Source organism: Bacillus chungangensis, from assembly GCF_030812995.1.
Lineage (GTDB): Bacteria > Bacillota > Bacilli > Bacillales > Bacillaceae_C > Bacillus_CF > Bacillus_CF chungangensis.
Window position 1 is genome coordinate 1 of sequence record NZ_JAUSTT010000044.1, and the last position, 23728, is coordinate 23728.

Here is a 23728-nt window from a genome sequence, read left to right on the forward strand (position 1 = left end):
TAACAAGTAACACATGGGTAAGCCGTATGCCTTAGTAGGGCACGTACGGTTTGATGAGGGAGTAACCTCGAAAGAGGTTACTCTACTCTATGTGCGACGGGCAGTCGTACCTTGTGTAGCTTTGCAACACAAATGAATTGTTAAAGGTTGGAGTACGCTACCTAGGTAAAAACGACTCCCGAATCCCAGAAGATTCATCTCTCGAAGGTGAAAGTCCTTCCTTGGGAGTGCTGGTACAACCCAAGAAGCCTAATCTAGGGCAACATCGTGAGGTGTTGTCTGAAGGAGATACAGGAAACCGAGAGGACTGTAGGCAGATGAGCAGACCCAAACGTATAGTGAACTACAGAGGCGGCGGGATAAGTTGACGACCATCCGTAAATAATGGGAAGTCTTCCTTATAGGTGTCTGTTTGCCAAAGAACCAGCCGACAAATGGAAACTTATCCTGTGAAAGGTAGTGGGTATGTTGAAAGATACAAACCATCACCTGTTCGAAGAGTATACATTCCGAAGAAAAACGGAAAGAAACGTCCGTTAGGCATCCCTAATATTGAAGACCGTATCATCCAACAAGCAGTTGTAAATGTACTCGAACCAAAATTCGAAGACCATATCTTCCATAATTGGTCTTGTGATATCTCCAACCCTAATTCTTTGAGCTTTTCTTTTGTAATTTGCTCTGCTCTTTTAATGCCTCCTTCTGTTTTCGCAAACAAAAGAAAGTCATCTGTATAGCGTACAAATCGAATATTGTTTAAGTCTAGCGTCCAATCTAGTTCGTTAAGATAGATGATAAATAAAAAGAGTCTATTTTGATAAAAGATTGATCAAAATAGACTCTTATTTTTTAAAAGTTTTATTCTTTAAAAATTCCCAAATGCTCGCATAAAGTTGAACCTGTGTAGTCTTTTCTGAATACACCCGCTTCTACAAATAAAGGAATCACATCACTAAAGAAGAGATCTAATGATTTTGGAGGTCCTCCTGGGATTGCAATAAATCCATGTAGTGCGCCTGCTTCAAATCTTTCCATTATTTGATGAAAGACCTCTTGCGGTGTGCCGACAGCGACCCAATGAGCAGAACCAATCACTTCTGGTCTTTCAAGTAATTGTTCAACAGTTGGTTCGTTTTTAATAATAAATCGACGTAATAAATCCGCATGCGTTTTACTACGCACAGATTGATTAGCATCTGGAAGAATACCTGCAGTGACTTTCTCTTTTAATGATAATCCTCTAAGATTCAATCCAAGAACCATTTCGACTAACGCATATCTCCGCTCTACCGTGAGATGTTGGTGAGCTTGTCGATACATTTCTTGTGCTTCTTCATATGTATCGCCAATAAAGAAATATAAACCGGGCAATACGCGTATGGCATCTGGTTGACGGCCATTTTGTTGTGCTCGCTTTCTTAAATCTTTGCATAATTCAATCCCTGACTCTATATCTGGCGTTGCAGCGAAAATCGCATCAGCAACCGAAGCAGCAAAGTTTCGACCAGACTCTGAAGCACCTGCTTGAAATAAAGGCATTGTCCCCGAAAAATGTGCCGGGACATTGAGTGGACCTTTTACATGAAAAAATTCCCCCTCATGGTCAATCGGCTGTATCATTTCTCTAATCACTTCAGCTGCATCTGCACTATCCACTCCTAAAACTTCATAAGGGTGACTCTTCCAAAGTTTTCTTACCAATTCTGTGCATTCGGCAGCTTTTGCATACCGTTCTTCAGATGATGGCATCATTGCATTCCCAAAGTTTTCAGCACCATTAATGGATGTCACAATATTCCATCCTGCTCGCCCATTACTAATCCAATTTAAAGATTGCAATTGTCGTGCTAATATATACGGTGGATTGAAAGACGTTGAAGCAGTCGTAACCACTCCAATTTTTTGAGTTTCACGAGCAATAGCCGCAAAAAGAAGTGTTGGGTCTAGAATCACAGACCCCTTATTCCGAACAATCAAATCAGGGTGGGCCACTAAATAGTCTGCTTTAAATACAAAATCTAACTTCGCTTTTTCTGCTCGTTGCGCTAATTCTATTTGCTCATCAATTCCTGAATAAATCTTATTATCGTCAATGTGTAAATTTTCTTTATCTTTTTTACTAGGGACTAAGGTTAATCCAATGCACAGTTGTTTTTTTAAGGACATATGTACACACATACCTTTCTATAAATAGTCGATGATCACATTTCTATCTACCATTTCTAAACACCATTCTTTCAAACATTACTAATAAGCATAAGTATTACATCAGATAATCATAATGACAATGATAATCATTTTCAATATAATTTTCAACATAAATTTAAGAATTATGTTTATCTCTTTAAGATAATCAAATCCAAAAGGTAAAACATGAGATGTCACATTGAAAAAACTATATGTAACTTCAACAGCAATATTGTGGTAATAGGTGCTTGCGGTAATTCATCACCTAGTGGCGGTAGAAAAAAGAAGATGTAAAAGGGCAAAAAGAAACAAAGGGAAGTTTGTGTTTTTAATCATTTATACAAATATTTTACACTCTCATAACTTTATTTTCTCCATACACTTTATACACTATAATGGAACCCTCCATTATAACACCAGACTTTTATTGTCTATTAAGATATATTTGAATGGAGGTGAATTTCAATATGCTTAACACCTATCAAACATCAGAGGTGGCACGAATAATCGGTATACACCCTAATACCGTTCGGCTTTATGAGGAACTTGAACTTATCCCAAAACCTCAGCGGCGGCAAAACGGTTATCGAGTATTTACGGATTTTCATTTAGAGCAATTCAAACTTGCGCGAACCGCTCTAAAAGTTGAGGTTTTACAGAACGGTTTACGTAAAAAAGCTATTGATATCATTAAAAATTCGGCAACCGGCAATTTTGAAGAAGCGGAATATATGACAAAAAGCTACTTGCAACAAATCAAGAAGGAGCAGAGGAACGCGGAAGAAGCCATAGAAATTGTAAAGCAGCTATTGTCCGGCGGCAAACAGGAAATAGGTAAATTATATATGACGAGAAAAGAAACGGCTGATTATTTACAAATTTCTATGGATACTTTACGGAATTGGGAAATGAATGGTTTGTTGACTGTCAAACGAAAGCAGAATGGTTATCGAGTATATATAGATAAAGATATTAGACGGTTAAAAATTATTCGTTCTTTACGATGTGCTAACTATTCACTTTCAGCAATTTTGCGGATGTTAAATGAACTATCCCGCAATCCGCAAGCAAATATAAAAGAGGTTATTGATACACCGGAAAAAAATCCAGACATTATTTCGGTATGTGATAAACTGCTAACATCATTACGATATGCTGAAAAAAATGCACAGTGTATACTTGTTCACCTTGAAAAGATGAAAAAACAGTTCAAAACAAACCCTACATTTTAACACCAGACTTTCGTCTGGTGTTATTTTTTTAAAAGAACAAAAAGGAGGGTTATATAGTGGAAACAGTAATCCAAGTTGAAAATTTGAGTAAATCATATGCTGAAATCAAGGCAATCCAAAATGTAAATATCTCCGTTTACCGTGGTGAAGTATTTGGTTTACTCGGCGCTAATGGCGCAGGAAAAAGCAGTACAATTGAGTGTATTTTAGGCACAAAGAAACAAGATAGTGGAACAGTATCTATTTTGGGAATGAACCCCCAGGCAGGACGAAAACATTTGTTTGAAAAGGTCGGCGTTCAATTTCAAGAAGCCAATTATCAAGATAAAATAACGGTAAGCGAGCTTTGTGAAGTTACGCAATCACTTTATAAATCTTCATTGAATTATGAGGATTTATTAAGGCGGCTTGACCTATCAGACAAACTAAAAAGTCAAGTAAACGAATTGTCCGGGGGACAAAAGCAACGGTTGTTTATCGCCCTTGCCCTCATCCCTAATCCGGAAGTTGTATTTTTGGACGAGCTGACAACGGGACTTGACGTAAGAGCAAGGCGTGATGTGTGGAAATGCCTTTCCGAATTGAAATCAAAAGGTCTTATCATCTTTTTAACTTCTCACTTTATGGATGAAGTAGAAGCCTTATGCGATAAAATTACTATTCTCAAAAAAGGCAACATCATTTTCCACGGAACAGTAAAAGAAGCAATCGAAAGCAGCCCCTTTGAAAAGTTCGAGGACGCTTATCTTTGGTACACAGAAGAGGAGGTAACAGTTAATGAGAGCATTTAGCACCATACTAAAAACAGAATTAAAACTATCTGTACGCGGTATGGATATGTTTATTTTTGCAATATGTATGCCGGTTGTGGTTACGGTCATTCTTGGTATTATTTATGGGAACAAGCCCGCTTTTGACGGTGCGGAATACACCTTTTTAGCGCAGTCTTTTGGGGCGGTATCTACCATCGCAATATGCGCTGGAGGCGTAATGGGGCTGCCTTTGCTTGTATCCGATTACCGTCACAAAAAAATATTAAAAAGATTTAAAGTGACACCTATAAGTCCTGCTATGATTTTAGCGGTACATGTGGTAATTTATGTGATTTATTCTATCGTTTCGCTTATCCTTGTTTATGCTACAGCAACCCTTTTCTTTCATTATCATATGAACGGTTCATGGTTGCATTTTTTAGGAAGTTATTTCCTCATTATGCTATCCATGTTTAGCATTGGTATGGTAGTCGGCGGTGTTGCATCTAATATGAAAACAGCCAGCGTTATAGCATGTGTTTTATATTTTCCTATGTTGATTTTTTCAGGCGCAACCTTACCTTACGAAGTCATGCCTGCGGCGCTTCAAAAAGTAGCCGATATATTACCTTTGACACAGGGCATCAAGCTCTTAAAAGCAGCTTCACTTGGCTTGCCGGTTGATAGTGTTTTACTTCCCATTGTTGTGATGATTGTACTTGCAGTAATATGTATCACTATTTCAATTCGATTTTTTAGATGGGAATAATGCAGAATTGTTATCATTCATAAAGTTCATGTCAACTGCTATGCGGCAAAACAAAAAAACCGTAAACGTGGTAGACGTTTCCTTACACTATATCAGATAAGAAAGCTACGGCGGTTTTGAAAGCCGCCGTAATTTTTTGGATGAAAGAAAACCCTAGGCCTAGCCTAAGGTTCCAAGAAGCTTCTATTTGAGGTATTAAAAAACTCTTCCGGAGCATTCGTTTCTAATTATGAACAATCTTTTTTCAAAGGCTTAGGTTTAGTCTGCTAAAAACCTATGTTTCTAGCTGATTTTTAAATCAAACTTTATTTTAAATGAATAGTATGCTAATATAATAGCACGAAACCGACAGACAGTCGGTTTATAAAGAGGAGTTGTAAAAATGAGAGTGATAAAAAAAGCCGAGGAGCGCAGGAACGAAATACTTGACGCAGCTGATGAGCTTTTCGTTCAAAAGGGCTTTGATGGCACAAGTACAAACGATATTCTCGTAAAGGTCGGAATTGCACGGGGAACTTTGTATTATCACTTCAAGTCGAAGGAAGATATTATGGACGCACTGATTGAGCGGTATACTGTCCTCATTTTAGGAGCGGCGAAGGAAATTGCCGCAGACAAGAGCATACCCATAAATGAGCGTATTATCCGCGTTGTAATGGCACTGAATATAAGTGGCGGAAATGGCAAGGAAATTATTGAGCATATTCACAAGCCTCAAAACGCACTTATGCATCAGAAAATACAAAAGGTCATCATCAACGGCGTTCCACCGATACTGACGGAAATAATCCGTGAGGGCATTGAGCAAGGACTATTCAGTACGCCATATCCGTATGAATGCATGGAAATGGTTTTGGCATATACGAATACCGTTTTTGATCATGATATGGTTCATTTGACGAATGAAGAGCTAGCTTCACGTATACAGGCGTTTGTTTTCAACGTAGAAAGGCTGCTCGGTGTCGAAAGCGGAAGTCTTATGTACATGATGAAGATGTTTGACAGCGGAAATAGAGGTAGAAATGGAAACAGCAGTGAATAGTTCAAGAAAATTCTCCAGAAAATTTCTTCTTTTGTGGTCAGGACAGCTTATTTCAGTGATAGGAAGCGGGCTAACTTCGTTTGGGCTTGGGATTTATGTTTTTGAGCAAACGGGAAAGGCATCGGCAATGGCACTTGTAACCTTACTTGCGTTTATGCCGTCGCTTCTTTTAAGCAGGATTTCTCTTTTTTGCAATGATGCCATTTGCAAACACATCCCTGGATTTTCTTGTTCGTACCAACATTGATAATTCTGTTCAGGGCAGAGCATAGTCTCCTTAAAATCGGTTAAAAAGCTTGAAAACAGAGGTGGCTTATGTATTACAGAATAATCCGCAATGATATTTCAAAAAGCAAACTGATAACGCTGACAACAACGATTTTTGTCGCTGCCGCGGCTATGCTTGTTTCTCTCTCTGCGATACTTGTCGTAAATCTTTCGGGTGCGATAGATACACTCATGAAGCAGGCGAAAACTCCGCATTTTATGCAGATGCATTCGGGTGATATTGATACTGTCCGGCTTAAGGATTTCGCGGAGCAGAACAGCAATGTCGATGAATTTCAGGTGCTTGAATTTCTCAATGTTGACGGTGCGCAGATTGTAATTGACGGAAACTCGCTTGCGGACAGTGTTCAGGACAACGGCTTCAGCACACAGAGCGAAAAATTTGATTATCTCCTTGATCTTGACGGAAACGTTATACAAGTATCCGATGGGGAGATTTATGTTCCGGTAGGTTATATGAAGGACGGCACTGCAAAAGTCGGTGGCAAGATTGTGATAGACGGAAAGAAATTTACCGTTGCAGGATTTCTCCGCGATTCACAGATGAATTCGTTGCTTGCCTCGTCAAAAAGGTTTCTTATGAGTGAAAATGATTATACGGCAATAAAGGATTTCGGAAGAACGGAATATATGATTGAGTTCAGATTAAAGAACTCGTCTGAAATTGGTGCATTCGAAACTACTTACACCTCCGCAGGACTTGAAGCAAACGGACCGACAATTACATATCCGCTTTTCAAAATGATGAATGCCATTTCCGATGGGCTGATGATTGCGGTCATACTTCTTGTAAGTGCGCTTGTCGTTGCAATCGCATTTATGTGCATACGCTTTACACTCCTTGCGAAAATCGAAGACGACTACCGCGAAATAGGTGTTATGAAAGCAATAGGGCTGCGTGTTTCCGACATAAAAAAGATTTACCTTGCGAAATACGCGGTGATTACGTCAGCTGGTTGTACGCTCGGATTTGCACTTTCATTTGTGTTCAGAGGCATGCTTCTTGAAAATATACGGCTTTATATGGGGGAAAGTGAAAATGCTTCTTTTGCTTTATTGTTCGGGCTCATTAGTATATTGTTTGTATTTCTTGCAATTATTACTTATGTAAGCACAGTGCTGAGACGCTTTCGAAAAATATCAGCCGCGGAAGCAATACGCTTTGGTACTTCACAGGGAAAATCCGCGGGCGCAAAACATTTTTGTTTGAGCCGAAACAGGCTGCTTAACACGAATATTTTTCTGGGCGTAAAAGATGTTCTTGCAAGAAAAAGTCTTTACGCCACAATGCTTGCAGTGCTTGTGATTTCGACATTTATCATTATCGTTCCACAGAACCTGTACAACACTATTTCCTCAAAAAGCTTCATCACATATATGGGGATAGGAAGTAGTGATTTGCGCATTGACATTCAGCAGACCGACAATATTTCAAAAAAAGCAGCAGAAATTGTAAAGACGCTGGAGCGCGACAGCTCTATATCTAAATATGCTGTGCTTACGACCAAAACATTTACAGCAAAGACGGAGTACGGATCAGAGGAAGGAATAAAAATTGAGTTTGGCGACCATTCGATATTCCCAATAGAATATTCCGAAGGCAGAGCACCCGTCGCAAGAGACGAAATTGCGCTGTCAGCTATTAACGCTGATGAGCTGGGGAAAAAGGTCGGCGATATCATGACGCTGGTGATTGAGGGGAAGGAGAAAAATCTCACGGTATCTGGAATTTATTCCGACATTACTAACGGTGGCAAAACTGCAAAGGCTGTTTTCTCCGACAATTCGGCAGATAGTATGTGGTGCGTTATTTACGCGGAGCTTTCGGATAAATCTCTCGTCGGAGGAAAGACTTCGGAATATGCGGATAGATTCCATTTTGCAAAGATTTCGGGCATTGATGAATATATTACACAGACATTCGGCTCGACAATAAGCACTGTCGGAAAGGCCTCCAATGGTGCAATTGTCGTTGCGTTGATTATTACGGTATTGGTTACACTTTTGTTTATGAAAATGCTTATCGCAAAGGACAGATACTCAATTGCCGTCATGAAATCGTTAGGTTTTACAAACTTGGATATTACCATTCAGTATATTTCGCGTTCGGTATTTGTTCTGATTGTAGGAATTGTTTTTGGGACGCTTCTAGCAAACACCCTTGGAGAGGTACTTGCGAGCGCAGTTATCTCATCGTTTGGAGCGTCATCGTTTAAGTTTGTTGTTCATCCACTTTCTGCATATCTAATATGTCCATTGATGATGATATGCTCAGTACTTATCGCAACAATTATCGGCACATCGAACGCGGGACGAATAAAAATATCTGAAAACTTGAAGGAGTAGATGATGAAGAAGCTTATTATCGGTGAAAATATAGTAAAATCTTTCAAAGTAGGCAATGAAAAGCACAATGTTCTCGATGGCGTTTCGGTTGAAATCAACGAGGGAGAGTTCGTTTCGGTAATGGGACCTTCGGGATCAGGAAAATCGACACTGATGTATGCGCTGAGTGGAATGGACGGCATTGAAGGCGGAAAGGTTTCTTTTGACGGCAGGGATCTATCAGCACTTAGTGAAAAGGAGCTTGCCGACCTACGCAGAACAAAAATGGGTTTTGTATTTCAGCAGCCAACTTTTGTTAAAAACCTGAACATTCTTGATAACATCATTCTTCCTTCCATGCGGGATAACAGAAAAAGTGCTGCAAAGATTACCGAAAAAGCTAGAGCGCTTATGAAAAAGGTTGGGATTGCGGAACTGAAAAAGCGTGATATTACCCAGGTTTCGGGAGGACAGCTTCAGCGTGCGGGAATATGCCGCGCACTTATTAGCAATCCTAAAATTATCTTTGGTGACGAGCCGACTGGCGCGCTTAACTCAAAATCCGCAAAGGAAATGATGGACATCATTTCCGAAATTAATACTGAAGGTACTGCAGTTATGCTTGTAACTCACGACGCAAAGATTGCAGTTAGGACTGAGCGTATTATGTTTATGTACGACGGAAAAATCGTGAGCGAAATGCGGTTTAAGAAATTCAGTGGTACAGATATTGATGACAGGCTGAAAAAAGTCACGGCAAAAATGCAGGAAATAGGAATATAATATGTTGTTTCATCACAATAATTTTACTGATTCTTGACTTATAAATATCTATCTACTATCCTATATAAGCCATTATCCATCTAGTGTGTTATTTCCTGATATATTTAACTTGGTGCTCTTTATTCCTTTTTTTTACCACCCCCTAGTCTCATATACTTAGTATATATAAATAGGGGGTATTTTTTGTTAATTTAAAAATAAATACATGATTTCATTAGGTTATTCAATATTTTTTCTTTTATTTAATATATACTTAGTATATAATGGGGAATGTAAAGAATGGGAGGGGACGATATGATTAAAGTTAGTAATCTAACAAAAGAATTTTTACAGGGGCAAGAGAAAACACAAGTGTTGAAAGGTGTTGATTTAAATATTAAAGAAGGAGAATTCGTGGCCATAATGGGACCCAGTGGCTCTGGAAAAAGCACCTTACTTCAATTACTAGGAGGGCTTGATGTACCTACCAAAGGAGACATACAAATTGCTCATAAGTTTTTAAATAAAATGAAGGAAAAGGAAAGAACGATATTTCGGAGAAAAAAACTAGGCTTTGTTTTTCAAAATTATCAATTATTGCCTACTTTAACTGTAGAAGAAAATATCGCGTTTCCTCTTCATGCTGACGGAAAATTAACTAATGAAAAAAGTAAATTGATCCATGAATTAATTCATTCTGTAGGATTAGAGGGGCTTAATCGCAAACGAGCCAATCTTCTAAGTGGTGGTCAGCAACAGCGTGTTGCTATCGCTAGGGCACTTGTTAATAACCCGACTGTCTTATTAGCTGATGAGCCTACTGGAAATTTAGACAGGGCTAGGGCAGAAGAAATTCTTGTTTTATTGTCAAGATTTCATCATGAAAAGAAGCAAACCATTGTGATGGTCACACATGATATTTTTGCAGCTGGTTTTGCAGATCGCATCATACTTTTTAGAGACGGAATTATAGATCAAGTTATATCTAGGAAGGATAGTGACTATGCTACATATTTGGCAAATTTCATGGCGTAATATAACTCAGAACAAAAAAAGGTTTTTCTTTACATTGCTTGCAATTATACTAGGGACGTCTTTTGTAACATCTATGCTAATAGCTGATAAAACAACAAATGATGTTTTTGAGTATTATGAGCAAATGTATGTAGCCAATGCAGATTATTGGGTTTTAAGCGATGAACATACCTATCCTGAAAAGATGATCACGTCTATTCAAAAGGATCCCACTGTTACTCATACATTGCTTGCTCTTGATAAGCAAGCTTTCTTTGAACTTGAAGGCGATTACTCTCTGAATGAAAGATCTGTACGAATTACAGGAGTAAATGATCAAAATAGCCCTCTGCTGAAACTCCCGGTTATTGAAGGTAGCTTAGATAATGAAGGAATAATAATCCCAGAAGTTGTTGCAAAGCTTTTAGGAAAAGGGGTTGGAGATACGGTTCGGTTTACCAATATGGGAGAAGCAAAGGTTTCTGCTATTGTTGAGTATACACAACTGCTTGCAAGCCCCAGTGATTGGGAAAGTGCTGAATCAACCAGTTTTCGCATTATGGCTCCGCTTGATATGTTAAGAGAGTGGACAGGAAAGAATGACGAGATTTCCTATATGCGTTTTCAAATCAAAGGTGATGGCAAGGATCTCTTTCGCTCTTTTCAACAAAAGTTCCGTGGTTCGAGTGTATATATAGAACCCGTTGTTGCGGATGACCTCCAGAGCAACGATATAGGTGGTCTCTATACATTTTTCTATTTAATTGCTGGGTTGTCGATGTTTATTAGTGGGTTTATTGTTTTTAATATGATTTATACAAGCGTTATAGAAAGAAAAAAAGAATTTGCAATAATGAAAAGCCTAGGTTATACACAAAGTTCTGTTTCTAAGCTCGTTCTTATTGAAATAATACTTTTGGCATTGATCGGTACATCTGTTGGAGTTCCACTTGGGATATGGCTCGGAGATTTGTTTATGCAAGCCCTTCTTAGTGTATTCGAATTTGATATGGTCTACACTTTAAATTGGAAGCTGCCAACGATGATGGCTATCATGATTGGATTGCTATTCCCTATAGTTTTTTCTCTTTTTCCTATTTACAATGCAGGCAAGACGTCGATTTTATTGACATTAAAAATGGCAAATCAAACGTACACATCATCAAGACGGTACCTTCTTAGAACGATTGTTGGTGTAGGGCTTCTATGCTTTGTGTTTATAGATCACCCAGTTTCATATGCTGCTATCTTAATAGGTGTCATTCTTTTGTTCCCTTTACTATTGTTAGGTTTAAGTCAAATAATAAAGCCTATTTTAAAATATTTTTTTAATTATTCTGGCATCATGGCTACAAAAAATCTCTTCCAGCAAATAAACCGTAATGCAAATACAGCTGCTATTCTAGCTATTGGAATATCGGTTATATTGTTACTTGGTGCAGCGGTAGAATCAGCTCCTAAAGGGTATGAAAAAGAAATTAGAAATACGTATGGGGGAGAAATGAGGGTTACGTCTGAGGTACCATGGTCTTCCGAAGATATAACAAAAATGCTTTCTTATGATGCTGTTACAAGTGTTGAAACATTAACTGAAGCAACACCGATTACATGGGAAACAAATAGTGGAAGAAGCAGACAATTTTCCGTTCTTTCCGTAAGTGAAAATGGCCCCTCATTATTTGCTGATCTCCGGGAGAAGGATTTGTACAAAAAGTTAAAACAGAAACCTTCTGTGTTGCTTGGGGATCGTGCTTTTGAAGAATGGGGTGGAAATATTGGACAAAGCATATTAATGAATACTCCAAATGGTGAACAGTTTTTTGAAGTTATCGGCGTTGTTAAAACATCGCATTATTCTGGTTATGTCGCATTTATGGACGAAGTCAACTTTAAGGACGATTTTGGATGGACAAATAGCTTTGATTTGCTCCTTACTGTAAACAGTGAAGCGAACGATTCAATTCGTGACCAGTTATGGTCTGATTTTGGTGGTCATCTTTCAAAGGTCCAAACGGTAGAAGATGAAATTAAATCTACTACTTCAGCAATTTCCGGTATGAATGACCTTATCTTAGTCATGTTGTTTATGATCATCGGGTTAGCTAGTATTGGTACAGCTAATACGCTTTTGATGAATACTTTGGAACGCATATCCGAGATTGGAACGATGCGAGCACTCGGTTTTACTAAACAACAGGTTAGAAACATGATACTTGCTGAAGGTATGCTTATTGGATTATCAGGAGTAATCGGAGGTACTGCAACAGGTGTAATTTTAATATATGTAACAAGTAAATCTCAGCTGATGGAAGGGTTTATGTCTTTCCAATTACCTGTTAGTAATATGATACTAGCAATGATTGCCGGAGTTTCTCTAAGTCTCTGTGCAGCCTGGATTTCCAGCAAAAGTGCGAGTAAAATGGATATCCAATCATCACTCAAAGAAGGTTGATAATTTGTCAGTAAAATATGGAATTTTAACGTTATTATTCCGGCAAAAACATCACGGATACGAATTGAAATTAGAATTGGATTCCCTCCTTGGAATTAAAGGTAAAATTAACCCTGGTCAGATTTATACCACTCTCGATCGCTTAATACGTGACCAGCTTGTATCATCCCCAGGATTGGATGATCAGGAAAGAAAATTGTTCGAGTTAAAACCAAAAGGTAAAGATGAGTTGGAAAAATGGTTATTGGAACCTGTACCTTATTACACGACAAAAGAGGACTTTTTCTTTAAATGGAGTTGTGCCCGTAAAATTCACTTTGTCCAAGAAAAGCAAATGCTTGAACAACAAAAAGCAGTGATTATTAAAGAAGTGATGGAATTAACTAAATTAAAAACCGAATTATTGCTTCAGGGTGACGAAAATAAATATTTATTAATCACTGGTATGTTACTACATTTAGAGGCAGATTTAAACTGGATAAATCAAGTTGAAAATCGAAACCGTTAATATAAATGTCACTCTACATAAGTTGGGCAGAGGATTTTGTATTCTTTAAAAAACCTCTGCCGCAACCTAAGGTCAATCATAAGAAGGGGGAAGAAGAATTTTATATAGATGCCAGTCTGATTAAGATTAAAACAGAGAATTTTAAAATCTTGATATTTATTTCATTTTAATTTAAAATCAAGAATCATAAATGTTAATGATTCTCATTTTTTATACTAATTATAGATATTAAGAGTCTGTATAGTATTTAATTTAAAAACAAAGATAAAATGTTGGAGACCCTCACGGATAGTCATACAAAATGCCGGGATACCTGTTAGTAAATAATGAATGAAGAACTTACATTCAATTCCGAAATGGCTCTTGCATAAGATAAAAATACTCGAATTTCGATTCCCACATATGATTCGTTATTCGCGGTGGGTTCAACCTTATTTTTGAGCTTATTTGGGTGAAAAAACGACATCATTAATCGTGACCGGAGCGGGAGGTGGAAATGAACTATCTGCATGGGGGACGTCTAACCCGAATGGACATTCACCGGTGTCGACCCTTCTGAAGAGATGATTCAGATTGCTAAAAATAAAACAGTTCAACTAGAATTGGAAAGCCGCGTCAGACTCATCCAGGGGACGATGGACGACCTGAACCTTTCAGAATCGAAGTACGACGCGGCAAGTTGTATCTTAGTCCTTTACTTCGTTGACGATGTTCAAGAGAAGTTGAAACTGCTCAGAACCATTAGGGTTAATTTGAAATCGGGAGCTTTATTCGTATTCGTTAGCGCTTATGGCGACAGAGATGATACCGAACTTCAAGACAGATTAAACGTATGGAAAAGCTTTTTTTTTGGATGCGGGATACGAATCATTTAAATTGGACGAGATGGTAAACAGAAGCATGATGAAAATATCTTTCATTCCTGAAAATCAATTTGAACGGTTATTGGCTGATTCCGGCTTTACCAATAGTTAAAAATTTAATTTAGAGTACTACACCCTTCCACTTTCTTCTATATGCTATTATCTAATAACAGATATCGGTATATTCTTTTTTCTGCGGTACCAGATTATCAGCATCGCCACAAGGATTAATACGATGGAGGTAACTTGTGCCATCCGTAAATATTCGGTGAGCATTAAGCTATCCGTTCTCAGTCCCTCGATAAAGAAACGGCCGAATGAGTAGTAGATGATGTATGTCAAAAACAACTCGCCTTGTTTTAAATTTACCTGCCGAAGAGACATCAATATGATAAATCCACCAAAATTCCAAAGAGACTCGTATAAAAATGTAGGATGATAATAGGTTCCTTCTATATACATTTGGTTTATAATAAAATCGGGCAAATACAGACTTTCGAGAAATTCCCGCGATACGGGGCCTCCGTGGGCTTCCTGGTTGATAAAATTTCCCCATCGTCCGATTGCCTGTCCAAGAATCAGGCTTGGTGCTAAAATGTCAGTAAGTTTCCAGAAAGAAATATCTCGTACCTTCGCAAACACTACTATCGTCATCACTGCACCTAGAAGTACACCGTGCATGGCTAATCCACCTTCCCAGATGGCAATTATTTTTATAGGATGTTCGATATAATAATCCCATTGAAAAATCACGTAATAAATCCGTGCAACGATAATCGAAATTGGAAGCGCAAAAAAAACAAGATCAACAAAAGTTTCTTTTGGTAGACCACGACGCTCGCTTTCACGTATAGCGAGCCACAGGCCAATAAGTATGCCAGAAATGATAAACACACTGTACCAGTAAATTTGTACCAGCCCGAAGTCGATCGCAACCCTGTCGATCGGTTCAAACGTTGTTTTCATATTCTCACTCCTGTTGTTTATTACATTGTTTAAATATTATTATTGTGCAAATCGGACGATACTTCTTATTTTAAACATTATTTTATAAACACTTGGGTTGGTGCTATTCAATTATTTTGAAAAGATTATATTACCAAACTACTACATTTTCTGATTTTTTAAATACAAGTTAAAATGTGTATTGTAAGCAGATTAACATCAATTGAACATTTATGACTGACCATAAAAAGTTTCTAAATATCAGAACCCCTTTAGTATTAAACCAAAAATCTTGGAGCTCATCTTTCTATTCCATTGGCACTTGGGAAATAACTTGTCCTTCAATACGGTCAAAGATGTCATCTAAATCACGGCCTGTAATTGTTAGACCATGATTTTTAAGTCCAATGATTGCTCTAGATGGATCAGGGGCATTTCTTACTAGATCTGCTACAGTTTCTGCCAATTGAATCGTGCCGCAAGGATAGTTAATTTCCGTTGCTGTTATACCATCTATCCATGCATGAATATGAACAATTGCTCCTACTTTTGGATGTTCTTTATAAATCATCCAATGTTCAATTGCATCAACCGATGCTCTTTTTGGAGTAATACGAGGAGGAACACTTATTTCCATAGCATTTTCCTTCGAATTAAAACCTTTGATATATAAAATATCTTGGCCAATCACTTGCATATTGCCTTTGTTTACACCACTTGCACTCATCCAGAAATTTTTATTATCTTGTCGGCTGCTTAGATTCCCATAGCTAAGACCGCCTATCCCGTATAATTTTTTTAACTGACGCATATCACGAGATGATAAATATTTTTCGAGTGGGAAGGGTGCAGGTAATAAATTCATTTCATCTAATTTTTTTCCTGATAAGGAGATTTTTTTTGTAATTTCATTACCATTCCATAAATTTTGATCTAAATCATCCTCAAAATTATTGTCTATGACTAATTGAGATGTAGCAACCGGTTCTAATCTTTCATAAATTTTTTGGAAAAAGTCTTCTTCTTTATGTTGGTAACATAATTTGTAAAAACCTTGTTCAGGAGTAATAAAATAGACATCTGTTTTTTTCTTGGTATGCACGATGTAAATTAAATGGTTTGCTAAAGATCTAATTAAATATGGATAAGCAGCTTCAAATATGTTCTCCGGTTCTTCATTTTTCTCTAGTATAGATACGACAAAAGTCGCCTGTGCCTTTCTACGAAATGGACGTGGTTTTTCTGGGTCAATCACATTAAATACAAACCTAATATCATCCGTTTTTTCTTCACAATATTCATATCCTTCAATTGAAAATTTTTCTTTTAATCCCTCTGTGTACCATGTAAGAAAAGGAGTTTTTTCAGCACCTGTTATTGTAAAGTTCTTCAATTTGTTTCCCTCCAAATTCTACCAAGATGTGATTGTTACGGTTCAAAAACAACTTTGATGGCTTCTCGATTTTTCTTATTTGAAGCAGTATGAAGAGCATTTTGGTAATCTTCTAAAGGAAATTGGTGAGTAACTAATGGTGAAAGATCGACTTTTCCAATACGCATTAATTCTATCGCTATATCAAACGTTCGTTCTCTTTTTCCCTGAAACATCTCCGTACTATAAGCAAAGCTTCCCTTGACATCTAACTCATTAAGCCATACGTTCGTCCAATCAATGCCATCCATTAAGCCTGCCAATCCTAACAAAATAACTTTTCCACCATTCTTTGAAAACCGAAGTGCATCATTGATACTTTGTTTTTTTCCAACACATTCATAAACAATATCTGCTCCTCCCTGTATTACCTTAGGGCCAAAAACCGGCTTTAATATCTGACCTTTAAGAGATTTTGTAAGATTATCGACATAAGATGGTTTTCGAAGAAAAATGATCTCGTCTGCCCCATAATTAGATGTCAACTCAGCTTGAAATTGGTGTTTCACTAACGCTACAATCTTGCATGGAATTTCTAGTGCTCGAATAGCGGCAATGACACATATCCCAATTACTCCACCCCCTATCACCAGAACGGTGTCGTCTTTACTGGGAGGATTTCTTAGAACACCATGTAAAGCACAGCTAAAAGGCTCTACCATCACGCCGTTTAGATCATCCACTTCTATAGGGAGTTTAAAGGCTTGGCTTTTGTGAGCTACAATATACGAACTCCAACCGCCACCTGTGTCGCGACAGGTTCCTATTAACAAACCTGGTGACAATTCCCCTTCATTTTTATATACACACAAACTAAAGTTACCTTTAAGGCACGCGGAACAAAGAGGTTTTATTCCTCTTGATGCACACGATAAAATCGGGTCTATTGCAACGCGATCCCCCTTAGTTAAATCAGTAACTCGTGAGCCTACCTCATCAATTGTCCCTACAATTTCATGCCCGATTGTGAATGGAAATGAAACAAATGGCGAAATAGCAGGACTATCATTTAAAAAAATAAGATTAAGATCGCTGCCACAAATACCACCATACTTCACCCTTACTTTAACCCAATTTTCATTTGGAAGCTCTGGTTCCGATTTCTCGAGAAATTGTAAACAGGATAGCCGCGAATCCCAATAAGCAGAAGGAAAAAATCTTCCGGTTATTTTGCTGAGAATATATTTGGGTATTTTATAATCGAATTGCAATGCTTTCAAAACGATCACCTATTTTCTTTAACGAATACAACAATAGATTTTCCTAATAATTACCTTTCTATTCGTGTTTTTGATAAATATGGAATAACTTTCTGGAAAAGAAACGTATGTGAACGTAAAAAAAAAGAAAAATAGTACGTGATATATTGTATACAGAAGTTTCCTAAAGATTCGGAGGATTTCACAATGAATACAATGAATAAACAGGCTTTAATGGTGTATAACCCGTTTTCTGGAAAAAAGGTAGCTCATAAAGAATTTCCAATACTAATAAAAAAACTTTCAGAGATGGGTTATCACCTAACGATTCATCAACCAACAGGGTTTAATAATATGGATAATCCTATAATAAAGGCATGCCACAATAGATGGGATGCGATCTTTATTGCCGGAGGCGATGGCACGGTTAATGAAACAATCCAGTTTTTAGCGGAAGAAGAATATAGACCGACTATAGGAGTCTTCCCATTTGGAACGAGCAATGAGTTTGCAAAATATATTGGCATGACTTGCAATATGCAAGCTCTATCGATTATTGAAAGAGGTAATTCAATACCTGTTGACATCGGTAAGTTTGGAAATCGATACTTTGCCAATATTGCAGCTGCAGGATGGTTGTCTGATATAACCTATAAAACTCCTTCTTCCCTCAAATCCTTTTTCGGTGAATGGGCCTATTGCCTTCATTTTCTTAAAACATTTTTTATGACAAAGCAGTCGGATGTTATTTCTGTTAATGTATCATCAAATGAAGTAATTTCAGATCTCTCTTTATTTTTAATCATGAATGGAAACTCCGTTGGTCCTTTTAAACATCTTATTAAGAATTCAACACATAACGATGGTTATTTTCATCTTCTCACTTGTAAAAAAACCAATCGATTACTATTGTTTTTTTCATTAATTGCAAAAAAACTCAACATTACTGACAATTTATCAATAATTCATCATACTAAAATAAAGTCTGGTTGCTTTACGATACCAGAGTGCATTGCTCTTAATCTTGATGGCGAAAAAGCTTATGTAAAAAATCTGGATTTTAAAGTGTTGCCTCAGCATTTTCATGTTTTTAGTTCAACTTTAGAATAAAAAACCTTATGAGGTGATACTTGTATATTCTCAAGTAAAGTAGGCTATAATTTTAATAAAATTTTATGAATAGGTGAGATTTTTGTATGGTTTTATTGTAAATAAAGTTTCGGGTAATGGCAGAACGCTTAAAATTTGGGATCAAATTGAAAGAAAGCTTAAAGAAAAAAACATCTTTTACTGTGTTCGATTTACACAGAAATCAAAACACGCCACTATATTAGTCAAAGAACTTATCAATGAGGAAAATGCGACTGTGATCGTTGCAGTAGGTGGCGATGGGACGATCAATGAAGTAATCAATGGATTAGTTGGTATGAATATCCCATTAGGAATTATTCCAGCTGGGTCAGGAAACGATTTTTCAAGGGGACTAGGTATACCATTAAAACATGATGAAGCTTTAGAACGTATTTTAAGCGGGAAACCCAAAATTATCGATATCGGTTATGTAAATTCTACATACTTTTGTACAGTAGCAGGAATAGGATTTGACGGAGAAGTAGCTCAGATGACGAATACTTCATTATATAAAAAAATTCTTAATTTCATTCGGGTAGGTCAAATCTCATACATCATCAGTGCTATAAATGTGTTACTCCGTTATAAACCCATAGATATTTCCTTAAAAATTGATAAGAAAGTATACAAGATTCCAAAGGTATGGCTAATTGCAGTAGCCAATTTACCCTTTTATGCTGGAGGACTTGTCATTTGCCCAAAAGCTGAAAGCAATGATGGTTTATTTAATATATGTATTGTTCAAGGAATGTCCAAGTGGAAGTTTTTATGTACAATTCCATTAGTTTTTAAAGGAAATCATATCTCATCCCCTTCAATACAGATCATAAAAGGAAAAGAGTTAGAAATATACCCCTCAACTCAATTATTGGTACATGGGGATGGTGAAGTGATTGGCGAAACTCCTGTCCGAATTAGAATTGAACCAAATGCTTTATATGTTATTTGAGAATGAAAGAATCAAAAACATGAAAATCCCTTATTTCATTTGATTGAATTAGGGATTTTCATTTTAAAAAACAAATTATTTTTTTTTCATTTCTTCTAAAGCTTCTTCATAATCAAATTCAACTAACGCCACAATCATCTTATTTATTTCTTCCATAAAACCCTTAAGGATTTTTAACATAATCTGCTTGAAAAACTCCTTTCAGTAAAGATATTTTCCTACTAATGAAACGTAGGGATAATTTTAATTTGCTCAGAAGAATTTTTACTATACGGTATACTAATAATACATAAAGTAAATATGTCAATAGTAATGTTATTGTTAAATTTTTGAAATATTTTATAACTTTTTTTATATTAAAAGACTCTATTTTAATTGCCTAGTTCATCTCTTTTGGGGAAGAGTATATACCTTTAAAGACTCAATCATAAAAAAGAGTAGAAGTATTTTTACGTATCTCTAAAAGTATTAGCAATTATTAAATAACCAATTAATATTTTTGTCTATTTTCTGGAATATAATGTCATGTCCATTATCTTCTGTATCTTTCAAATACGTATTAGATAGTTCTATGAATCTACATTCACTTCCCTTACTTGTTTACTTTTTTTATTTTTGTTCAACTTTCCTAAGTCTGTATATCCGCTTGCTATATCCAATTCCATATAAATATTTTCAACATAAAAATGATCAAATCAGTATATTCTTATTCTTTACTTTTATTCATTATTAAACTAGCATTGATAAAGTGACTCATTATACACAAGAGAAATAAGAGGATACCCTTCTTTTAATCAAATGATGGTGAGAAAGGTAGTGATTTTATGGATAATGAATTTTATTTCGGTTGGGGGACACTGGCACTGATTAATAATCCAGTTATTTTGAACTAGAAGAAAAAGAATGGATAGTAACTAGAAAAACAGTTAGTGGAAGAAAGGCCCTAACTGTTTTTTTTTATGATATATATACGTCTAGATTGGTTTTGTTTTCAAAACTTTATGCATTTCAATGAGGTGAAGGAGGGGATCTATAATCCGCTTTTTTCATGTTATGTAAGTTGTTTCTAATTCTTATTCCGTTTCATGATGCCCTATGAAATTTCTAGTCTTAGAAGAGTATGTAGTTCATTTATGCAAAAGTTGATTCATCTTTTAAGTAGCAATACAAAATAACACTTTGTTTGAATAGAATAAGAGATGTACGAGCGCCGCTCCTAATAAATCAAGAAGATCTATTGTATTTTTCCTCTTATTCATCAATGAATGTTTCTAAAAATGCCGATTACTTTCCCAAGGACTGTTACGTTATTTAAAATAATTGGATCCATCGAAGCGTTTTCTGGTTGGAGTCTGAAATGATTATTTTCTTGGAAAAATCGTTTGCATGTTGCTTCATCCTCTTCTGTCATGGCAACAACAATATCACCGTTGTTAGCAGTATGCTGTTGTCTGACAATAACATAGTCACCATTTAGTATGCCTGCATCAATCATACTTTCCCCAACAATTTCAAGCATGAAAATAGAATCACTGCCAGCTGCCATTTTTTCTGGAAGTGGAAAGTACTCTTCTACATTCTCAACTGCAGTAATCGGGAGACCGGCAGTAACCTTTCCAACTACTGGTACATTGATGACATTTTGTCGTGGAATCGCATCTTCCTTAAGATGAAGAATTTCTATTGCTCTTGGTTTAGTCGGATCTCTTCTAATAAAACCTTTGCTTTCTAGTCGTTCCAAGTGACCGTGTACAGTTGAACTTGAAGCTAGACCAACTGCTTCTCCAATTTCTCGGACAGATGGTGGATATCCTTTTGATTGAACTTCTGATTTAATGAAATCTAAAATATCTTGTTGCCTTTTGGAAATCTTCATTCATTTTCACCTCATTTAAATCGTTTCCCTAGTTGATTTTATTGTAGCATGCAACGAATAGATACGCAAACATGAGTTCGAAAAAACTTGACAACAAACAAATGTTCTTTTTATAATAAATGAAATCGAACAAACATTCGGAGGGATTGATATGTTCAACTTATGGAGAAAATATTCCTATGCAATTATCTTCATGGCTATTTCTTTTTTTAGTGGAGTATACTTCATTTTTCATATAGAACCAGAAGCAGCAGAAATGAAACAATATATAGTAGTAGAAGAAGGGGATAACCTTTTGTCACTTGCTGCTCAATATACAGAAGATAATCAAATGACGATAGAAGAATTTATTGAATGGGTACAAAGAGAAAATCAATTATTAAATGATCAAATTGCAGCAGGAGACAATCTTATTATCCCGGTTATTTTTAATTAGGTAATGCAAGATTTCAATATGCAACAAAAACGGAGTGAGTTGTAAAAGATGAATACGATTATTTATTGTCGTGTAAGCACACAAAAGAATACCCAAGATACTTCTTTAAAAAGACAGAAGGAAGAATTGACTGCTTATGCAGAAGAACATCATTTTCATATTGCAGCAGTAATTGAGGATCGTGCAAGCGGCTATGATTTAGACCGACCGGGCATTTTTAAAATGTTGGATCTTATAAAAGAGGGCAATATCAATTTTATTTTAATCCAAGATGAAACAAGACTTGGACGAGGCAATGCCAAAATTGCTTTGCTTCATTGTATTATAAAGGAAGGAATAAAAGTATATACATTGTCCCATCATGGAGAGCTGCAAATATCAGAAGCTGACTCTATGGTTTTAAATATTGTAAGTATTGTAGAAGAATATCAAAGAAAAATACATAACCTCAAGATAAAGCGTGGAATGAAAAAGGCGGTTAAGGAAGGCTATCGACCTGAACAAAATCTTCGTAAGAGAGGCAATCACAACGGAAGAGAACGGAAAGAAGTTCCAATTGAAGAAATCATTCGTTTAAGAAAAAATGACATGACTTTTGCAGAAATAGCAGCGACCTTGAGAGGTTTCGGCCACGATATATCTAAAGCTACAGTACATAGAAGATATCGAGAATTTATCGACGACCAAAAGGAAAATGAATAAAAAGTTTCCGGTACAAAAGGAGCAGGTAAGAATCCATTTAATAGGGTAAACTATTTCTCATAGAGGGGAGGGAAGCATTATAAGGATAAAATGGCAGTAAGGACATTTGAGCCTTATATAATGTTATTATCAGTTTTTAGTACATGTTCAAAAAAACTAGTAATGCTGTTTCATTTGTCCTTGTAATGATGATTCGAATGATCAAAGAATTTAAAGCATTTATTTCTAGAGGCAATGCACTTGAATTAGCAGTTGGAATTATTATCGGCGCGTCGTTTACTGGAATTGTCAATTCTTTAGTAAATGATATTATTATGCCGCCGCTCGGATTGCTGATCGGAAATATGGACTTTAGCAATTTATATATTAATTTATCAGACAAGCATTATAGTTCGCTGTCTGCCGCCCAGGAAGCAGGCGCTGCTACAATTAATTATGGGTTATTCATCAACTCTGTCATTAATTTTTTAATTGTATCATTCGTTATTTTTATCGTTATCAGACAGGTGAATAAAATGTTTCCATCACCTGCAAAAGAGTCGACATCGAAACAATGCCCATTTTGCCTGTCATCTATACCTAAGGAAGCAACAAAATGTGCTCAATGTACTTCAGATGTTTCAAATTCAATGATGAATGAGTAGAAGGAAACAGCAGAGTTCTAATCGGCTCTGCTCTACTTTACTACTTGCTTCATGCTTTTGGCAGCCTGTTCGACCTGAATAGTTGCCATTACTTAACAATAGTGAGTTATCAAGGTTTCTAAATATGTATAAGCGTGCAAGTTCTCTTCTAATAAAACGTGACTTTCCCATTGTTCGCAAAAAACTTTAGAAAGAAATGTTTTGGTCAAGAAGTTTCTGC

At 36.5% G+C, this 23728-nt stretch carries 20 protein-coding genes and 2 pseudogenes; 17 read left to right on the forward strand and 5 right to left on the reverse strand.

Annotated elements, in window-relative coordinates; all coding sequences use genetic code 11:
- Positions 1 to 476: 476 nt before the first annotated feature.
- Positions 477 to 608: pseudogene (locus J2S08_RS21395) on the forward strand (group II intron reverse transcriptase/maturase); the annotation flags it as partial.
- Positions 609 to 858: 250 nt separating this feature from the next.
- Here J2S08_RS21395 and J2S08_RS21405 read toward each other — a convergent pair.
- Positions 859 to 2166 carry an NtaA/DmoA family FMN-dependent monooxygenase gene (locus tag J2S08_RS21405; protein WP_307233217.1) on the reverse strand — a complete coding sequence of 436 codons (1308 nt, stop codon included), beginning with the start codon at positions 2164 to 2166 and terminating at the stop codon, positions 859 to 861.
- Positions 2167 to 2654: 488 nt separating this feature from the next.
- Here J2S08_RS21405 and J2S08_RS21410 point away from each other — a divergent pair, with 488 nt between their 5' ends.
- From J2S08_RS21410 to J2S08_RS21455, 10 genes are all read left to right on the forward strand, one after another.
- Complete coding sequence (locus J2S08_RS21410; RefSeq protein ID WP_307233220.1) at positions 2655 to 3419, forward strand: MerR family transcriptional regulator; 765 nt, start codon at positions 2655 to 2657, stop codon at positions 3417 to 3419.
- 56 nt (positions 3420 to 3475) lie between these two features.
- Positions 3476 to 4210, forward strand: a complete 735-nt coding sequence (locus tag J2S08_RS21415) for an ABC transporter ATP-binding protein (RefSeq protein ID WP_307233222.1) — start codon at positions 3476 to 3478, stop codon at positions 4208 to 4210.
- Positions 4197 to 4940, forward strand: coding sequence for an ABC transporter permease (locus J2S08_RS21420; protein WP_307233224.1), 744 nt, complete (start codon positions 4197 to 4199; stop codon positions 4938 to 4940). The genes J2S08_RS21415 and J2S08_RS21420 overlap by 14 nt, the downstream gene beginning before the upstream one ends.
- A gap of 382 nt (positions 4941 to 5322) precedes the next feature.
- On the forward strand, positions 5323 to 5982 hold the full coding sequence (locus tag J2S08_RS21425) for a TetR/AcrR family transcriptional regulator (RefSeq protein ID WP_307233226.1): 660 nt from the start codon (positions 5323 to 5325) through the stop codon (positions 5980 to 5982).
- A 315-nt stretch (positions 5983 to 6297) separates the two neighbouring features.
- Positions 6298 to 8616, forward strand: a complete 2319-nt coding sequence (locus J2S08_RS21430) for an ABC transporter permease (RefSeq protein WP_307233228.1) — start codon at positions 6298 to 6300, stop codon at positions 8614 to 8616.
- A 3-nt stretch (positions 8617 to 8619) separates the two neighbouring features.
- Positions 8620 to 9378, forward strand: coding sequence for an ABC transporter ATP-binding protein (locus tag J2S08_RS21435; protein WP_307233230.1), 759 nt, complete (start codon positions 8620 to 8622; stop codon positions 9376 to 9378).
- Positions 9379 to 9672: 294 nt separating this feature from the next.
- On the forward strand, positions 9673 to 10392 hold the full coding sequence (locus tag J2S08_RS21440) for an ABC transporter ATP-binding protein (protein WP_307233232.1): 720 nt from the start codon (positions 9673 to 9675) through the stop codon (positions 10390 to 10392).
- Positions 10361 to 12823: an ABC transporter permease gene (locus tag J2S08_RS21445; protein ID WP_307233234.1), complete on the forward strand. Its 2463-nt coding sequence runs from the start codon at positions 10361 to 10363 to the stop codon at positions 12821 to 12823. The genes J2S08_RS21440 and J2S08_RS21445 overlap by 32 nt, the downstream gene beginning before the upstream one ends.
- A gap of 4 nt (positions 12824 to 12827) precedes the next feature.
- Positions 12828 to 13331, forward strand: coding sequence for a PadR family transcriptional regulator (locus tag J2S08_RS21450; RefSeq protein ID WP_307233236.1), 504 nt, complete (start codon positions 12828 to 12830; stop codon positions 13329 to 13331).
- A 563-nt stretch (positions 13332 to 13894) separates the two neighbouring features.
- Entirely contained in the window at positions 13895 to 14206 is a 312-nt protein-coding gene (locus tag J2S08_RS21455; RefSeq protein WP_307233238.1) for a methyltransferase domain-containing protein, read from the forward strand.
- Positions 14207 to 14353: 147 nt separating this feature from the next.
- Here J2S08_RS21455 and lgt read toward each other — a convergent pair whose 3' ends face one another.
- From lgt to J2S08_RS21470, 3 genes are all read right to left on the reverse strand, one after another.
- On the reverse strand, positions 14354 to 15160 hold the full coding sequence (gene lgt / locus J2S08_RS21460; protein ID WP_307233240.1) for a prolipoprotein diacylglyceryl transferase: 807 nt from the start codon (positions 15158 to 15160) through the stop codon (positions 14354 to 14356).
- 286 nt (positions 15161 to 15446) lie between these two features.
- Positions 15447 to 16532 (reverse strand): class II aldolase/adducin family protein, encoded by a 1086-nt coding sequence (locus J2S08_RS21465; RefSeq protein WP_307233243.1) that lies wholly within the window; start codon positions 16530 to 16532, stop codon positions 15447 to 15449.
- Between the two features lie 35 nt (positions 16533 to 16567).
- A complete protein-coding gene (locus J2S08_RS21470) occupies positions 16568 to 17791 on the reverse strand; it encodes a zinc-dependent alcohol dehydrogenase (protein WP_307233245.1) in 1224 nt (407 codons plus the stop codon).
- A 186-nt stretch (positions 17792 to 17977) separates the two neighbouring features.
- On the opposite strand from J2S08_RS21470, the gene J2S08_RS21475 reads away from it, so the two are divergent.
- Both J2S08_RS21475 and J2S08_RS21480 read left to right on the forward strand, forming a co-directional pair.
- Positions 17978 to 18880: a YegS/Rv2252/BmrU family lipid kinase gene (locus tag J2S08_RS21475; protein WP_307233247.1), complete on the forward strand. Its 903-nt coding sequence runs from the start codon at positions 17978 to 17980 to the stop codon at positions 18878 to 18880.
- Positions 18881 to 18962: 82 nt separating this feature from the next.
- The gene (locus J2S08_RS21480; RefSeq protein WP_307233249.1) at positions 18963 to 19850 is read left to right on the forward strand and encodes a diacylglycerol/lipid kinase family protein; all 888 of its coding nucleotides are present in this window, start codon (positions 18963 to 18965) and stop codon (positions 19848 to 19850) included.
- 1258 nt (positions 19851 to 21108) lie between these two features.
- On the opposite strand, the gene lexA is transcribed toward J2S08_RS21480, so the two are convergent.
- The gene (lexA, locus tag J2S08_RS21485; RefSeq protein ID WP_307233251.1) at positions 21109 to 21726 is read right to left on the reverse strand and encodes a transcriptional repressor LexA; all 618 of its coding nucleotides are present in this window, start codon (positions 21724 to 21726) and stop codon (positions 21109 to 21111) included.
- 151 nt (positions 21727 to 21877) lie between these two features.
- On the opposite strand from lexA, the gene yneA reads away from it, so the two are divergent.
- From yneA to J2S08_RS21505, 4 genes and pseudogenes are all read left to right on the forward strand, one after another.
- Entirely contained in the window at positions 21878 to 22162 is a 285-nt protein-coding gene (gene yneA, locus J2S08_RS21490) for a cell division suppressor protein YneA (protein WP_307233253.1), read from the forward strand.
- A gap of 48 nt (positions 22163 to 22210) precedes the next feature.
- The gene (locus J2S08_RS21495; RefSeq protein WP_307233255.1) at positions 22211 to 22864 is read left to right on the forward strand and encodes a YneB family resolvase-like protein; all 654 of its coding nucleotides are present in this window, start codon (positions 22211 to 22213) and stop codon (positions 22862 to 22864) included.
- A 197-nt stretch (positions 22865 to 23061) separates the two neighbouring features.
- Positions 23062 to 23508: a large conductance mechanosensitive channel protein MscL gene (gene mscL, locus J2S08_RS21500; RefSeq protein WP_307233257.1), complete on the forward strand. Its 447-nt coding sequence runs from the start codon at positions 23062 to 23064 to the stop codon at positions 23506 to 23508.
- Between the two features lie 115 nt (positions 23509 to 23623).
- Positions 23624 to 23695 (forward strand): annotated as a pseudogene (locus J2S08_RS21505) (IS200/IS605 family transposase); the annotation flags it as partial.
- Positions 23696 to 23728 lie beyond the last annotated feature (33 nt).